A 16,631-nucleotide genomic window follows, 5' to 3' on the forward strand; every position below is an offset into this window, starting at 1 on the left:
TGCGGGCTATTTTTCGAAGACGTAGGTTTCTGTTTCCAGATCCCATGCGGCAGGCTTGCGTTGCCTGACATATTCCCGCAGGCCGTCATCCGGTAAATCCGTGTTGCCGATCACGTCGACGCGACGAAAACCAACCAGCTGTCCGATATTGGTCATGTATTCCCTGTCGTACAGCCAGCGATGGCCAAAAGCGCGCATGGTGATGTTTATTTGCTGTCCTGCGGTGTGGAAGGGCTCGCTGCTGAACCGCGCGCCGCGGCCCAGAAGGGTTTCTCTGGCCGCCTGATCGGAGCCGTACAGAACGGAAATGATTTTTCCCAGCGATGGCGTGGCCATGATATTCAGGCCGCCTGGTTTGAGCACGCGCATGGATTCCACCAGGAACTCGCGGAATTGCAGGCGGTGCAGGTGTTCGACCACGTGCGAGGAATAAAGGAGATCGATCGAGGCATCGGGGAACGGCAGCGGCGCCGATATGTCGATGGGGATCTCTCCGCAGACCTGGGAATTCAGGAATCCTGGCGTGTTGTGTGTTGCCCCTAAGTGAACTTTCACAACTGCGTTGCTGGCCAGATAACGGGCTATTGCGCGACTGCGTATGAAATGGCCGTGCCGGAGCCAGGATTTCCAGGTTTGCAACCGGAACCCGACGAGGGCCCGCAGGCCACGGTAAAGATACTCCGACTCGGAATGGGCGTTGATCATCGCAATTCTATTCCCTTATCGCTGGGCGCCGATCAGGTGCGGGCGCCGCGCATGTCGGCCCGGACAATGGCCGTAAAATATTGCGCGAAAATGTCTGCGCTTTCCGGGCCGGCGACATGGCGGCGGTAGCATTCCTGTCCGTTCCGGGCGATTTCAACGGCACGCCCCGGGGAGTCCAGTATTTCGTCGATTATTGCCTTGAGGTCGCTCAGGTCCCATCGATGACTGAACATGGTCTGGCCGGCCTCGAACAGGGCCGGCCAGGTTTCAACGTGGCTCATATCGGGTTTCAGCAGCGTTGCGCCAGCAAGAAACACCTCGAAATCCTTCAGGGTGATCTCGCCAAGGCCGAAGGGAGACACGACAACCCGGCTTTGCGCCAGCTCTCCGAGATAGGCGCGGCGAGACAGCTTGCTGGTTTCCATGTATGACTTCAAAAGTTCGCGAATCCGCTCACGCTGCCAGCGCACCGTTGCGCGCTCATAGGAAATACCCATGCGGCAGGACACCGGGATGCTTCGCGCGGCATCCGGCCTGGCCCATCCGCCGGGCGCTCTCAGCAGCGATGCAAGCGGCAGGTGATTATACAATGCCATGCGGAAGGGGCCGGCCAGGGAGTAGTCGGCCAGACCGGAATTCCAGGAGACGCGAAGTTTGGATAACAGCGCCGTGTCCCTGACCTGCGCTTCTGAGCCAACCGGATTGTCGTCGGTGACGCCAGCGGTGCTATGGTAGAAGTCGGTGTAAAGCCGACGGCCATATAGCGGGCGGGCGTACAGAGATCGATCCCGCAACAACTGGGATTTGAAATAAGCATCGACGGAAGGCAGCGCCCCATCGATGAGCCAGCTTGCACTGTCGCCGATGTCAAAAAAGAAGAACCGCCCCGTTTTTTCACGGAATGAGGCGAAAAGATCCATGGTGCGCTGTTTCTCCGCGCCCCAGGCATTCCGGAAGAATTTGCTGTCGAATATCAGGGTGTCGCAATCGCCCAGCTCCGGAGCAATCGAGGCAAAGAATCGGATATGCACGCCATAATTCTCGATAGCCGTCCTGAATCGCACCAGGGGATAAAGGAAAGCGCGCCCGTTCGGCGTCGAGAAGCCGGGCGTCAGGATATGGACCGTGGTTTTGCCTGCCATCATATGCAGGTAGCTACAATGGCAGCAGGATTGATCACCGGCTCGCCCCCGTCACCGGATTGGCCACGCTGCGTAACCAGGTTTCGATATTGATCATGTGGACGAGAATGCGGGCCACGGAGCGGTCGCCGCCGCGGAAGCTGTCCACCATGCGGCGAATGGCGACCCGATCCCCATATCCAGGCAATCTGGCATTGGGCTCCGTAAGCAGCTCCAGATAGCGTCCGAGGCCGGTGGGAACGGCCAGCCACTCGGCCAGTGGTATCGTCAGGGCGACTTTGCGCCTGTGGACGAACGAAGATGAGAAGAATTTCTCCGCCAGCCCCTTGAGCAGCGGCTTGGTTCGCCCACCGGGCACGCGCAAATGGTGGGGAATGCTGTTCATGGCCTGGAACAGGGGCGCATGCGCAAACGGCACCCTGGCTTCGACAGAGGCCGCCATGGCCATCTTGTCCTGCCGGAGCAGCAGGGATTCCAAGTATACCGTCTGGTCGACCGCCATCATGCGGTCGCGGAAATCCGGAAAGCGGGCGGCGATCTCCTCCCTGGCTCCGGCGGCAGGCGCCAGAGACGGGAAAAGCTCGGGAAGCTTCCAATAGTCCGAGAATACGCTGGAAAAAATGGCAGGGTCGTGGTCCGAATAATGCTTGAGCCAGCCATAGCGCTTTAGCAGCGGCCACAGGCGCTCTGGAACGAGTTGCGCAAGGCGCCTGTAGCGTTGCAGGCTTTGCCACTGGGCATAACGCTCATAACCGCCGAAAGCCTCGTCGGCGCCCTCGCCGGTGAGAACGACTTTTGTGGTGTCGCGGATGCGATCGCACAGCAGCATGAGAAGTATGCAGCCAAGGTGCGGGCTTGGCCCTTCCATATGAGACACCGCCCGCGGAAGCGCATCGGCGAACATCACACTGTCCACGGGCATTTCATGATGAACCGTGCCTGCGGTCTCGATGACTTCGCGGCGATACGCCGATTCATCGTGTGGCGAATCCGGGAACCCTATGGCGAAACTATGCAGGGGGCGGGTGCGCCCTTTCGCCGCGAGGACGGTTACCAGGCTGGAATCGATGCCCCCCGACAGCTGGACGGCATAATCCACGTCGCTTGCCAGATGAGCGGCAACGGAAGATTCAACGGATTCCCGCACCATGTCTGCCGCAGCCTGCGGCGTGATCCGGTTGGTATGGCCTATGCTGTCGGTGATGTCGAAATAGCGCCGCTCGGCATAACCACTGCCATCCAGATTGAAGGTCACCACGGTGCCAGGAGGGATGCGATCGATATTTTCCAGATTGCTGAGGCGGCCCGCGGCGAAACGGTAGACCAGAAGTTCGGCCAATGCGATCCGGCAGGGGCCGCTGCGGACCAGCCTTTGCAGGGGCCGCATCTCGCTTGACAGGGCGATGAGGTTGCCTTGCCGGCTGATATACAGGGGCTTGATCCCCAGGGCATCGCGCGCCGCCGTAACCTTGCCGGTGGCATGGTCAACAATGACGAACGCAAACATCCCTTCGGCTTTTCCCAGCACGCCCTCGCCCCATTGCATGAAGCCATGCAGCAGGACCTCGGTGTCCCCATTGGTTTTGAACTGGTGGCCGGCAGTCTCCAGTTCGCTGCGCAGGGCGCGATAATTATAAATTTCGCCGTTGTATACCAGGGTATAACGCCCGGAATCGTCCGTCATCGGCTGGTCGGCAATGTGCCGGATGTCCAGAATGGACAGGCGGCGGAATACCAGCGCCATGCCGGTTCTATCAACGATGCCTTCCGAATCTGGTCCGCGGTGACGCAGATCCTGCCCGATTGCCTGCAGGAGATCTTGCGGGAAGTCGCGGTCCCGCTCGAATAGTGCAGCAAAACCACACATTAATGGCCGCCTTTTCTGGTCAATTCTTGGTGGGCGGCGATCAGTCTGCCGTAGAGAGCGATATATTGATCAACAATGGCGTCCCATGAAAAATCATCGGCGCGCCGGCGTGCGGCCTTTGAGAGTAAATCGCGCAATGCGGGAGAGCCGGCGACATTCAGGATAGCCTCGGATAGGGCGCCCACATCGCCGACAGGAACCACAATGCCATCTTGCTCGGCGCGGACGACATCGCGGCAGCCGGGCGCGTCAGTGGTAATCACCGGCAATCCGGCGGCCATTGCCTCGACCAGTACGATTCCAAATGTCTCGATCCGTGACGGCAGGACGAAGACATCTGCTGACTTATAGATATCGATCAGCCTATCTGACGGCAGCAGCAGGGCATCGGCGCCTTGTGCCGGGCTGGCCGGAGGCTCGATGAGGTGTATCCGTTTGCGGGCAGTCTCACGGCTGATCCTGGACGCAAGCTCAGTGACGCCCTTTCCAACAAAGACCGCGGCGATATCGGCTCCGGCATCTATTCCCCGTTCGACGGCCTGCAGAAGGATATCAAAATCCTTCTTCGGATGATTCCTGCCAACGCATAACAGCAGGGTTGTGTCCGGTGCGATGCCCAGGCCGTTCCGGATCGCGGCGCGGTTGACGCCGCGCTGGAAACGGGCGACGTCGACGCCATTCGGAATGCGGGCGATAATGGCTTCTTTCGCGCCAATGGCGGAATACTCGCGCGCGACGCTTTCAGTAATGGCCACCAGGCAATCCGCCCTGGGCAACCATTGCCGCACCTGCCGATCAACCTCTGGGTTAAGGCGCATGCCGTAGCCGATATCCGGGTCGACCTGGATGTCCTCGCCGGTGCAGCGCACGAGATGCGGGATGGCCTGTCGCGTGCGGGCGTAGCGGACCAGATTGACGCCAACCGGGTAGCCGATGGTCGCGTGCCAGATATCGAAACGGTGACGGCGCTGCAGATGTGTGAGAAATGCATCGAACAGGGCGTGACCGATTGACGGGGCATGGCGCATCATCCCCCAGATCTTCGGGGGAAATGAAACAACCGGATAAGGCAGGTTCCAGTTGGCGCGACGGAGCATGGCAAGATGAGGTGCCGGCGCAATCACGGTCGGATTATGTCCGCGGGCCATGAGCCGGATCGCGATATTGTGCAATCCGACCTCCGCGCCGCCCAGACTGGGCAGGAAACTGGAAATCGGGAGGGCGATGTTAAGGGGCATGTCTTTACGGGGCTGTCGTCGGGACTTTGCCGCCGGTGGCAATCGTTTCCAGCAATGACAGTTCCGCAGCTATCCGGTCAGACCAGGACGGTATGAAGCCGGCGGCCGCGGCGCGAATCTGCCCGGCCATTTCACGACGACGCTCTGGTGCATCAGACAATTCCATGATCACCTGTGCAAGCGCGGGCACCTCGCGCTCGATCGGAATTCGCACCGCGGCCCCAGGCGGAATAAGGTTCCAGGTTCCGACATCAATCTTTCTGTCGAGCTGGGCGTCCAGCGCAACGAAGCAGTTGCCACCTGAGATGACCTCCAGGTTCGCATTGCTGAGCTGTCCGAGCCGGTTGAGCGATACGTATATGTCGGCCTGTCTGTGCGCGTCTCGGATCTGCGCATGAGGTAGCCGGTCGATGAAGGTGAATCGTTCTTGCGCGCCTGTGGCTTCAATCCGGCGCAGCAGCTTGTCGCGCTGGCTGCCCGTCCCAATGATGACGCCATGGATGCGGGTGGCATAATCATCCGGAAGCGACAGCAAGGCTTCAACAAACGGTTCGCAGCCCTTGTTCCATTCGAGTCTGCCGATAAACAGAACCACCGTTCTGCCTTCTGGGATCGGCAAGGGGGGCCGGGTTGGCGCCGGCGCAAGGAGGTCGACGCCATTCAGCATCATCCGACGGGGAGTGGCTGGGGCAAGTGCCTTGTCCATCCAGAATTCGCCGCCGCTGCCATCCTGCGTGCATAGGGCCATGGCAAACGGCGCCTTAAACGCCCAGCGTTCCAGTTGGGCGACAACACCGCGGCCGGACAGGGTGTCCCACATCGAGGGATAGACACCCATCACCCGCAACACAACCTTGGCGCCGAAGAAGCGGGCGAGTATGGCTCCGATCAGGGCATGGGCCCGGTCAACATAGACGATGTCGGGAGCGAAAGTCCGGAAATGCCACCATATCCAGAACAGATGCCGGAGGCTGGTGAGAATGCCGCGCAGGCGCCCAAGCCAGACAGGAAACCTGCTCTCCCCGGCAAGGACATGCAGCGGTTTCGGAAAGCCTTCCAGTTCAACGCATTTGTCCTGCGACGTATTCCAGGCCGTGGCATAATCCCGTCCTATGCCCCGGGTCGCCAACAGAAACCGGCTGTCATGCGGCGGACGGGCCAGAGCCTCCATGACCTTGTAAATTGTCGGAACGCCGGTCGGGGCCCATTTTCCTGCCAGCAGTGAGGTCTCAAGTCCGGTAAAGACACGGCAAATATACAGGACTTTCACGTTGGCCTTCCCGTATCCCAGATTGCGGCAAACCCCCGCTCCTCGAGCCAGGCCTTGGCGTAGAGCGCCACGGGATTGCGGATGTCAGGCGCTGCGCGGGCGAAAGCTTTCCAGCCAAAAGACTGATAATGATTGCCAAAGCGGTCTATGTAGCGGGCATAGCCAATCATGCGGTCCCGCCTTTGGCGACCAAGGAGCAGGCGCGCCATGACAGAAAGCGGAATGATGAAGGCGGAAACTGGCTTGCTCCACGCGCTGATCGCGCGGGTCGGGCGACTGAACAGCCGCTCATAATCCCAGCGCACCCAAGTGTCACGATAGAGTTTCTGTCTGCGTTTGAATGCCGGCGGAACGTCGCGCCAGAAGTGGACCAGATCTGCGTCCCAGAGAGGAAGTTGCCAGCGATAACCAAGATGGTCATATACGCGCTGGCCGTTCACGATATAGCGCGCCTGCCGTCCTTCGTATTCGAACCGTTCCCAGAGCGCGATGGCCTGTTCCTGGCCGAGGGGCTGGCTGTCTTCGGCATCGAGTTCGATGAGGGAGCGAATCCGCCCGGCGATCTGCGCCTGATTGGCTGGGGTTCTGAGGGATGTCCAGAGCGAATAGTGGCGTTCGGAAATCCGGCTGACCAGGGCGCCTGCCGAAAGTCCGAGCTGAAACAGGGGCTCAGGGATATGCCCGCCACTGATGAAATCTCCGGTTTGCCCGTTGACGATCATGGCATCGGCCGGGATTCCGGCTTGGGCGCGCAACAGTTGCAGGGGCAGGATGTCCTGGTTGTTGGGCACTGCCGAGAGGGCATCGGCATATTGCCAATAATCCCGGCGCAGACTGCTGTTGAAGAACCGGCGGGTCACGCGTCCGGGAGTCGGTACGAACCGCCATGATACGCCGAGGTGGTCGGCAATATCGCGTGCCACCATGGCATCCGCATTGCCGGCCTGCCCATATGAAAAACAATGCAGGTTACGGTAATTGCGGGCGTGTAGCTTGGCCAGGATAAGGCGTGAATCAAGGCCACCGCTCAGGGGGATAACGATTGGGGCGCCATCCGCCGCGGCAATCGTTCTGTCGATGGCCTGGTTGACGACGGCATCCAGCCTGTCCTGCAGTTCGACTTCGCTTGCTGGAAAGATATCCCCGGGCAGATACCGGAAATACCGGAGCGGCAGGCATTTCCCGTCGCTGCGGCGCCATAGCAGAGCCTGCCCCGGCTCAAGCTGTTTCAGGTTCTCATATAGGGTATGCGGTCCGGTCGAGTAGCCCGACATGGCGCATTCCAGAGCGGAGGTCATGTCAGGTCTGGCCGCGCCGGCTGCTGCCAGCGTCGCTGTGGCATCGGTTCCGACATACACCTGAGGGCCGATGGTATGAAACACCGGGAAACTGCGGCAGTGATCGACGCAGGCAAGGATATGCTCACTGGTCGCGGCGATCATGGCGAATGAGCCAGCGCAGGCATTCAACGCCTCGGACAAAACCGGCGCATTATCGAAGGTCTTCGCCAATAATCCAGCCAGCCGCTCCGCAGAACGGCGATCACCCGCATACCAGTAGCTGACCGGCCCGAGCTGGCCGGATTTCCATTCCGGCCGATCATTCTCGACAATCCACGGAAGCCCCGATTGGGCCTGCATCATCCGATCCATTCGCAGCTCTCTGCGCCATCGAAGTAGCGGCGGGCGAACCAGTCCGGGCATTCCTGGCGTTCCCCCGCCCGCTTCGTGGCCGCAGCCAGGGCAACGGGGTCAACCCGGAGCCGCAGCTGCTCATCAGCGCTGGCTGGGACAATTTCGATCCTGGCCAGGAGATCATCGATGGTGGTCGGATCGAATGGACGCAGCTTCGTGTCGATCAGTACGACACCGCGGCGGGAGGCCAGGGCATCGAAGAACGCCGAGCCCGCATAGTCAAAAACATATACATCGACGTCATCCCGAAGCGGGTCGAACGGCCGGCTGACAAGGGCATCGAAACATCCCTGATATATGCTGCCGGACCCAATCACTGCTTTAGGGTGCGGCTTGAACAGAATTTCGAAGCCCGCCTTCCGGAGTTCGGACATGACCTGTATCTCGAGGTCAGCAATCAGGACATCGGCGGGCTTGATGGCTGGGATGTGCGAACTGAATTCTCCCAGGAAGGAACTTGCGACGAACATGACCTTTTTTGCCTGCCGGGCAGGAAGGTCGGCGCGATCATGCATCATCGTGTAAATGTTCTGATGGCGCCGCGAGCCCAGGCCGACGCAAACCGGCGGTTGATCATGCACTCTGATGAGGCGGCCCTCTCGATGGCGTCGCGCGATGGCGTCAGCCTCACCATGGCTATGGCCAAGGTAGCGGTCGCAGAACGGAAATTCGGATAATCCCCAGTGGTCATCGTCAAAGAAGGGCCGTTCGCCACCATGGGCGCAGCGAATCACGGTTTTCCCGTGGCTCTGGTACAGGTGGCCTAACAGGCGCCCAAGCATTTTTGGGGATGTTCCAACGGCAACATCCCCAATCCGCCAAGGGAAATGCCATCGCTGCAGGTGCCAGGCATTATGCCATGACCGATTGAGCCATGCTTGTGCAAAGAGGTCGGCTGCGTGCCGCACCTTCTCAGCCAGACCGGGCGCAAGATCAACATGCCGCTCCAGCAGATCCTGGAAAATGGTCGTCAATGCATCCGCGATGTCACGCATTACCCGCGGAATTGGCCCCAGCGACGGCCAATCGACCAGATACGGATTGAAATTGATCGATTGGCGTCCGCAGCCAGACAGAAAATTCTCGATCAGGCCGCCACGGGCAAGCGCGTCGCAGCGGCCCGATCGCGGCGTCGCAATCATAATAAGGTCGCGTTTGAGGGCGCGCAGCCTGTCCTTGGCCGACAGCGAGAAGCTGAGGCCTGGCTCGCCATCCGGTATGATGTCGGTATAGGTTTCGGCCAGCCTTGGCGTGTCCGACTGAAGGTAGGCGAGAATCGGATTTCCCGCCGGATCGAAAAGCGCGCTTCCGCCGGCTTGGCGGATATTCGTCAGATCTATCGCGGCGCGGCCGAGGCGGGCCATGCACAGGTAGATATCGAACAGGCAACTGATTGCAGCGACATAATCCAGCCCTCCGCTGCCCGCCATGCCGCGGATGTATGCGGTCAGGCCGCGGGGCAGATCATAGGACAGAATTTCGTATTGTTTCTGCCCGGTCGGCCAACGGAGTATGCGCGCACCGCTCCTGGCCATTGCATCGTAAGAGGCAATGTCAAGCGCAAATGTATTGAATTGGTTCATGAAGCTGCTTACAAGCGCTGCGCTTCGACCAGGGCGTGGAAGCGGGAATTCTTGTTGCCGATCAGCGCGTCATAGGTGCCCTGTTCGACGATTTCACCCTTTGCCAGCACAATAATGTAATCGCAGTGCCGGATCGTGGAGAGCCTGTGGGCGATGATGGCAATTGTTCTTTCGCCCTGCATCTGTTCGATGGATTCCCGAATGATCTGTTCGGATTCGCTGTCGAGCGCGCTGGTGGCTTCATCCAGGATCATCAGCCGCGGGTTGCGGAACAGTTCCCGGGCAATGGCGATCCTCTGCTTCTGGCCCCCGGAAAGATTGACGCCTCTTTCGCCAAGCAATGCGCTGAACTGATTGGGAAGCTTCAGGATGAAATCGAGGCAGTGGGCTCTGCGGGCGGCCTCGTTGATGCGATGGCGTATTTCGGCATCGTCGCTATTTGACGCAAACAGCGTGATGTTCTCTGCGACCGTGCCATTGAATATGACCGGATCCTGGGTAACAAAGCCGATTTTTTCGCGTAAATCCTGCTTATCGATAACGCCGAAATCCACGCCGTCGGCGGAGATACTGCCCGCGGTAGGAGTAATAACGCCAGCCAGGAGCAGAATCAGCGTGCTTTTCCCTCCGCCGGACTCGCCAACGATACCGAGGGTGCTGTTTGCAGGGATTCGCAGGTTTATCCCGGAAAGGGCCGGAATTTTGCCGTCATAGCTGAACGACACGTTGTCGAAGACTATCTCCTTGTCCAGCGCGACAGTACGACTGCCGTCGGCAGCTTCACGATTCTGGGCCAGCTTGCCGCCTTCCGTGGTCACGGTGATGACCCCGCCAACGCTTTCGTTGTATCGCTGGATTTCCTGCTGCACGCCCATGATGCGGGTGAAGGCGCGATAGCACAGCAGAGCCAGAACGACGATTTCGCCGATCGGCCGGCCCTCGACAACGGTCTGGATATATATTAGCGCGGCCAAAAGGACGATCGCCATGGGCTCCACGGCGGACTGCAGCATTGATGACATGATGGCCATGTGGTTCTTCAGCCTGATGTAACGCCGCAGCAGGGAGACAATATGGTCGCGCATCATCCGCATCGAGCCGGATGCACGGAGGTAGAGAAAGCTGTGCATACTCTGGATTAGTGCAGATTGAGCGTCAGCATAGATATGGGACATATCAATCGACGTCGATCTGGTCTTGGTGACAAGCACTCTGAGAAACCTGACCATGATCAGTCCGGCAATGACGATGCTGATCGTCACATCGACGCGGAGCGTTGCCGCCGCGGCCAAATGCATGGCTACGGCGATGATGGCTGCGGCAACGGATACCATCTTCGAGATTGACCGGCCGAATCTCTCAACCTCGCTGAATATCAGATTGTTCAAGGTGCCGCTGCGCAGCTTCGTGTAGTAAAGATACGATGCCGATGAATAAGCCCCGATCAGCTGTTCTTGGTGGCGAAGGATCAGGCCGGATATGATTTTTTCTCCGGCATAGAGTCGGGTGAAAACGATGGCGCCTTTGAGCAGGAATATGAGGACCATGAGGATCAGGAGATTCCCAAGATTGATCTCCAGGTTGACCGCGCGCAGGGAGTCGAAGACAAAAACGGTCAGTTCGCTGGTTTGCGATCCGATGTTGCTGTATTCCAAAATCGGCAGAAGCATTGCGATGCCAATGACTTCCGTAAAGCTGGCAAGGAAGACAATTCCAAGCAGCAGGATCAGGCTGTGGCCGGCCTGGGAGTACAGGGCCTTCAGGTTGGCCAGTTTCTTTCGGATGTTGCGCATGATCTACTCGGGCAGCGATGTGTTCGGGGATTTGCGGTGCATTGCAGCTCCAAGAGCATCCCGCAGATAACTCAGCTGGCCACGCAGTACGGCTACCGGGTTGTCGGCGAAGTCCAGAATGGTAAGGGCGAGGCTTGGTCTGAGGCGCGACAGCCATTTCAGACCAGTCATATACGCGATGAGCAGGGCAGGTGCCCCCGACCTGTGGCTGGACAGTGCCGGTCGCACATCAAGGCCAAGCTGTGCGGCGAGCGGAAACAGCAGTGTGGTGATTGCCTGTTCCTCGGCTTCCGAAAGAAGCGGTACGATGGCTCCGTTCGGCAGGCGGTAGCCGGTCGCATGCTTGCTATACAAAAGATCAGGTGTCTTTATCGTGTTGGCCGGCCGGTGAAGCGGCACGCCGAAAACCGCGCATTCGCCAGCATTGTCCAGGACGTCAGGCAGAGCCAGTACCGCCACGTCGGCAGGATGCCTCCTGCGAAGATCAATGGCAACTTGCGCAGACAGGGCCCAGAGCAGGAAAGCCCGCCGGAATCTCTTCCGGGAATGCCGGTAGGACGAATCCTGGCGCCAGTATATCTGGGCCGCAATCGCTTCTAGCGGATCACGGAATACCAAAAGCAACTGCAGTCCCGGAATCAGGCGGCGCAGGGCATGAAACCGGAATTCCGGATGCACGTCGAAGGCGATCCATGCGGTCGCCCCCTGGGCTGCGGCCATTGCATCGATGGCTCGTCCATAGGCTGTGACCGGATGATCGTCCTGCTTTATGCCGGCATTGTTCAGCAGTGTTTCAAGAGCAACGGGACTGTAGGTGAGTGCCGATTCCGTGACGAGCCTGTCATCGTCCTGATAGCGCAGGCGGGAAAGGAAATGGGCAACCGTGTCGCGGCAGGGGCGGAGCCGGTTCAGCAGGGGCCTGCGCAGCATCGCCGGGAAAAGCGCGTCGACACCGAGGTAAAAGCAATCCTGGTTCTGCGTGCCAAGGAGACGGGCCGTTGTCGTTTTGCCGCAGCGGGCAGGACCGCCAACTAGAATACGCTTCATTACTGTGAACTGGGGAAGGGTTCTGGGTGGATCAGGGTTGTGAACTGGTCAGTTTCAGGCCAGCCCCTTCGAGTTGGCCGGAGAGTTCTTCCGGAATCTGGCGAAGGTAGGTTGGCCGCGAGAGGTAATAGGCATGATGATTGTAGGCGTGGATATTATCGAGGCTGAAGGACAGGTATGCCGCGTATTTCGGCATTGCGCCTGCCACTACGCCCCCGGCGTGAAGTACGCGCTGATCGAAGATCAGGCAATCACCTGGTTTGTGGCGGATGGTCGTCTTGGGCATCGATATCGCCCATTGCGGCAATGAATTGGTGTCCAGAAACCGTCGCCAGCGAGTACGCAATTCATTCCAGAACCGGACTTCCATGCGATTAAGCCAGGATTCATGCCGATGCGTGCCGGGCAGGATGACCAGGGACGATCCGCTGTTGTCGTAGTCGGAAAGATAGATCGCGACGCGGACCACCTTGTAGGCGCTCTTGCTTTCGTCCCAGTCCGGGCCCACGCCGAAGTCGCGGTAGGCGGAGTCGCGATGATATTTTCCTGCGCCAAGATTTATGTGAAGATCAGAGTGCTGGGTATAACGAATGTCGCCTCCGAGCAATCCTCGGATCGTTTCGAGAAGTTTCGTATTGAAAATCAGTGGCCAGAAATCCGGGATTTTGGTGATGCCGTCGGGCAGGGTATAGGTTTTGGAATCTATGTCGCGGTTGCTTAGCTCTCGCTCGGGCAGGCCGAATGCCCGATTAATCCGCATCCTGTATTGCTGCGCCTCGTCAGCGGACAGCAGGCCTGGAAGATAGTGATATCCGCTCTTCTCGAATTTTTCCCGTTCTTCTGGCATGATCATGTCAAAGGCTCGCCCGGTTCTGTTGCTGCGGTGTAGTGCCTGGGTTCAAACGGCAGGACAAGCTCCCGGATTATTCGCGCCGGGACGCCGCCGACAATCGAGTTTGATGGGATCTGACCACTTACCACCGAGCCGGCGGCGACGATGACATTGTCGCCAATGCTGGCGCCAGGCGTGACGACAACGCCAGCGCCAAGCCATACATTGCTGCCGATCGTGATCGGTTGGGTTTCCGTATTGCCGTAAAATATCTCGCCCACATGATTCCCTGTCAGGATCATGCTGCCTGGCCCGATGACAACGTCACTTCCCATGGTCACCCGGCCGGAAGCAAAGATCATGCTGCCGTGATTGATCATGATGTTGCTGCCCAGCAAAAGGCGCTCTGGATGGGTGATCGTGATGTTGGGGCGAAGTACGATATTCTTGCCGTGTAGCCCTATCTGCGACATCAGGTATGCGCGGCGTGCGACATCGATGGCATTCGCCAGTCGCAGCAGCAGGCGCTGGCTCAGACGCAGACGGGAAGGTAACCCGCTACGCGTCATCATAATCCGACCCTGGTCATGCAAGTGAAGTCCGCACCTTCATATCCCCGTCAGGCGGCACGTTTTGTCAGCTCTTCGATCTTCTCCGCGTAATTACCGTTGCTGCGGAGGATGCTGACCATGTCGTCGGCAACCGACTGGTAGAAATCTCGGCTTTCATCCGGAGCCATGTAGACGGCATGCTGCAACACGGCGTTGACAATCTCGTCCAGCCTCTTGTCCGGGCGGAAACAGGTGTCGCATGGCGGGTATGCCGAGAGGTCACCAGACTCGTGAGCCTTCTGAAGGGCGTGCAGCCCTTCGCTCTCCTGCAATTCCCGGTAAGTTGAATCCTTGATGTTTCCGATAATCAACTCGCCATGATAGTCACGGCAGCAGGCCGAAACGGTCCCGTCGATATTGACCCAGAGTGGATCGCCTTTGGGCCGCCAGCACATGAGATTGCGATGGGTATGGTTGGGGAACGGGTTGACGCTTTCGAAGTAGGTGTTGTCCGGTGCCAGGCCGGTGATGACGCCAAAACTGATGTCCAGGGCCGGATAAGGTACATACTTGCGGAAAGTTTCGATGAATAGTCCGACTTCATGCAGATTGTCCTTGGACAAGGTGCAGTGAATCTTGACGGTCATGCCTTTCGGGCGCAGGCGCTGGTTGCTGATTTCAAGCTGCTCGAGCAGCGTTTCGAATTTTCCGCCAATGCGGATACGCTCGTATGTTTCCTTGGTGGCGCCATCGACCGAGAATGCGATGGAGGGACAGATGTCCATGTATTCAAGCAGGGTGTCGACGTGGCGGTCGAGCAGGAGGCCATTTGTGCAAATCGAGGTGGTTACGCCATAGCGACGCAGCTCGGCAAAGATTTCAGGCAGGCGGGGATTGGCAAGCGGGTCGCCGAGCGTGTGGAGGGCGACGTTATTGATGCCGTCAGAAACCAGCTTCTCCAGCGTCTCTTTAAAAAGATCGATTTCCATGCGGCCGCGCTTCCTTGTAGCGGACATGGTCTGGCACATGGCGCAATTCAGGTTGCATGTGTTGTTGATCTCGATGATCGCATGGCGCGACTGCTTGGGGTACGCGTTGTAATCACGCGGGCGAATCTTGTCGTATGGATTGTTCTCAAGGTCATCGACAAGCCGGACGACCTTGGAGATGCGCGTATTCCAGAAGTCGTCACCATACTGACTCGCCATCTTCCAGTCGCGATACCTTCCGAGCAGGAAGGGCGCGCTCTGCTTGATGAATTTCTTCTGCTTCGCGTTCAGAGCAATCATTGACACTTCATCCTGATCTTGCGGTCTGTGTGCGCGCAGAACGCCATCTGGCGAATCCTGCTGCCACCAATATAATTACGCCCGCCTGCTCGGCACAGTGGCGTTCACCCACGTTCGCCACCCATCGATTCAAGATGGGTCATATAAGCTTTTGTGTATTCTATCACCCTGGCGTCCATTCGTCGAAACAGCCGCGTCGCTATATCGATGGCCACCGCCTGGGGTGAGCGGCCGGCAATGGCGATTTCCTCGGCCGCAACCCCATGCTGCTGCAGGGCAATCCGGATCGCGCCGATGAATTTCTCGATTTGGCTGGCGGTTAGTTCGTTCTTGCGGCTTGCGATGGCTGCCGGATCATCGGTCAGGATGTAGGCATATGATGGTGGCGGAATAAGGCCGCAATGCAACTTGTAGTAGGCTCGAACAAGCCACTTTGGCTTGGGCGTTTCGACGATGTATTTGATCCGCACATCGTAAAGATAGCGGTCGGAAAACAGGATTTCCCCTTTCCCCCGGTAGCGATACAGGAAGCGTGAGAAGTTCCTGTTGTAATTTATGAAATGGCTGTTCCAGACCCACAGGTCCTGCAGCCCTTCGGGCAGCAGGCGATAGATTGCACGTAATACCCGGTGCAAGGGGCCCGCTGCCTGGCCAGTTTGCGAGCTTTCTGCTGAGCCGGCCGCCGCCAGGGGTGCAGCAACCTGCCGGGGTGCGGCGGCAGCGGTTTCCCTGGGCCGGCGTCGGCCATGTTTCCAGCCCTCGCTGTGATGGAACATGTACAGGCCAATGGGCAGCCCAGTGAACAGGGCCTCCATTTCCCGGCAAGTTGTTGTTTTTCCAACGCCATCCGGTCCATGCAGGGAAAAAAACTCATAGGACAGAATCGGCAGGAAGAACAGATATTTCACGCATAACATGGCGATTCGATCCCGCCAGGCAGGTGCAGGACTGCTGGTCCGGCGGGGAAGCGGCTTGGGGTCGGCCAGCCAGCGGCGGACGGCATCCGGCTCAAATCCCAGATCGGCGAGGATATGCAACGCTGCTTCCCGGGTGGCCAAAGCGAATGCATCGAGTGCGGCGATGTAACGGTCCGGCCGCGCCTTGCGAAGTGCTTGGAGCATTAGAAAGGCGCAATGCCATGACGGAACCGGCACGGGTAGGCCCGCTGCGGACGCGCGCGGGACCGTGGCGGGCAGGATGCTGACCTGGGCGGCCGGCTGCACGGCGAATTGCTTGGCCGGAATGGCGAGGTCGGGGCGGATTTCGATAAAGCAGTGGCGCCGAGCATCCGGAGGGCCGGCAAGGTCCAGGAGCAGGATATAGACCGAGCTGTCAGCTTTCCGGTGAAAGCACAGCAGCCCATCCTGCTCCGAAAGCTTGTGAACATGGCGCAGCAGCGAATCCCATTCGGCGGCATCACACAGCAGGTCCAGATCGAACGGCGCCTGCTTGGGCAAGCCCTCGAAGTCGCGGAAGAAAAGACAGGATGGCGAAATCGCGGTCCAGTCGCTCGCAGCCAGTTCCAGCAACAGGGCTTGGATGCGGGGTGAGAACGCCGCTTCGATAAATAACGCGCGGCGGCTATAATTAATTTGTTCAGACAATCATCGACCCCAGGCG

Annotated in this window: 13 protein-coding genes; all 13 read right to left on the reverse strand. The window is 58.8% G+C overall.

The window, feature by feature from the left end; translation table 11 throughout:
• Nucleotides 1-6: 6 nt before the first annotated feature.
• The 13 genes from Q1J79_RS15210 to Q1J79_RS15270 all read right to left on the reverse strand — a co-directional run bounded on the left by Q1J79_RS15210 (nucleotide 7) and on the right by Q1J79_RS15270 (nucleotide 16,615).
• On the reverse strand, nucleotides 7-705 hold the full coding sequence (locus Q1J79_RS15210; protein ID WP_300301979.1) for a methyltransferase domain-containing protein: 699 nt from the start codon (nucleotides 703-705) through the stop codon (nucleotides 7-9).
• A 32-nt stretch (nucleotides 706-737) separates the two neighbouring features.
• Nucleotides 738-1,850, reverse strand: a complete 1,113-nt coding sequence (locus Q1J79_RS15215; RefSeq protein WP_300301981.1) for a glycosyltransferase — start codon at nucleotides 1,848-1,850, stop codon at nucleotides 738-740.
• Nucleotides 1,851-1,881: 31 nt separating this feature from the next.
• The gene (asnB, locus tag Q1J79_RS15220; RefSeq protein WP_300301983.1) at nucleotides 1,882-3,714 is read right to left on the reverse strand and encodes an asparagine synthase (glutamine-hydrolyzing); all 1,833 of its coding nucleotides are present in this window, start codon (nucleotides 3,712-3,714) and stop codon (nucleotides 1,882-1,884) included.
• Nucleotides 3,714-4,952, reverse strand: coding sequence for a glycosyltransferase family 4 protein (locus Q1J79_RS15225; RefSeq protein WP_300301985.1), 1,239 nt, complete (start codon nucleotides 4,950-4,952; stop codon nucleotides 3,714-3,716). Before Q1J79_RS15225 ends, asnB begins: the two co-directional genes overlap by 1 nt.
• Nucleotides 4,953-4,956: 4 nt before the next feature.
• Complete coding sequence (locus Q1J79_RS15230; RefSeq protein WP_300301987.1) at nucleotides 4,957-6,222, reverse strand: glycosyltransferase; 1,266 nt, start codon at nucleotides 6,220-6,222, stop codon at nucleotides 4,957-4,959.
• The gene (locus tag Q1J79_RS15235) at nucleotides 6,219-7,874 is read right to left on the reverse strand and encodes an asparagine synthase C-terminal domain-containing protein (RefSeq protein ID WP_300301989.1); all 1,656 of its coding nucleotides are present in this window, start codon (nucleotides 7,872-7,874) and stop codon (nucleotides 6,219-6,221) included. Before Q1J79_RS15235 ends, Q1J79_RS15230 begins: the two co-directional genes overlap by 4 nt.
• Nucleotides 7,862-9,499 (reverse strand): hypothetical protein, encoded by a 1,638-nt coding sequence (locus tag Q1J79_RS15240; protein WP_300301991.1) that lies wholly within the window; start codon nucleotides 9,497-9,499, stop codon nucleotides 7,862-7,864. The genes Q1J79_RS15235 and Q1J79_RS15240 overlap by 13 nt, the downstream gene beginning before the upstream one ends.
• Before the next feature lie 8 nt (nucleotides 9,500-9,507).
• Nucleotides 9,508-11,292 (reverse strand): ABC transporter ATP-binding protein, encoded by a 1,785-nt coding sequence (locus Q1J79_RS15245; protein WP_300301994.1) that lies wholly within the window; start codon nucleotides 11,290-11,292, stop codon nucleotides 9,508-9,510.
• 3 nt (nucleotides 11,293-11,295) lie between these two features.
• Nucleotides 11,296-12,339, reverse strand: coding sequence for a hypothetical protein (locus Q1J79_RS15250; protein WP_300301996.1), 1,044 nt, complete (start codon nucleotides 12,337-12,339; stop codon nucleotides 11,296-11,298).
• 31 nt (nucleotides 12,340-12,370) lie between these two features.
• On the reverse strand, nucleotides 12,371-13,192 hold the full coding sequence (locus Q1J79_RS15255; RefSeq protein WP_300301998.1) for a phytanoyl-CoA dioxygenase family protein: 822 nt from the start codon (nucleotides 13,190-13,192) through the stop codon (nucleotides 12,371-12,373).
• The gene (locus Q1J79_RS15260; RefSeq protein ID WP_300302000.1) at nucleotides 13,189-13,743 is read right to left on the reverse strand and encodes a DapH/DapD/GlmU-related protein; all 555 of its coding nucleotides are present in this window, start codon (nucleotides 13,741-13,743) and stop codon (nucleotides 13,189-13,191) included. Before Q1J79_RS15260 ends, Q1J79_RS15255 begins: the two co-directional genes overlap by 4 nt.
• Before the next feature lie 47 nt (nucleotides 13,744-13,790).
• Nucleotides 13,791-15,011 carry a radical SAM/SPASM domain-containing protein gene (locus Q1J79_RS15265; RefSeq protein WP_300302002.1) on the reverse strand — a complete coding sequence of 407 codons (1,221 nt, stop codon included), beginning with the start codon at nucleotides 15,009-15,011 and terminating at the stop codon, nucleotides 13,791-13,793.
• Between the two features lie 104 nt (nucleotides 15,012-15,115).
• Nucleotides 15,116-16,615, reverse strand: coding sequence for a hypothetical protein (locus Q1J79_RS15270; protein WP_300302004.1), 1,500 nt, complete (start codon nucleotides 16,613-16,615; stop codon nucleotides 15,116-15,118).
• Nucleotides 16,616-16,631: the final 16 nt, after the last annotated feature.

The sequence above is a fragment of the Ferrovibrio sp. genome (genome assembly GCF_029255545.1).
In the GTDB taxonomy this organism is placed as follows: Bacteria; Pseudomonadota; Alphaproteobacteria; order Ferrovibrionales; family Ferrovibrionaceae; genus Ferrovibrio.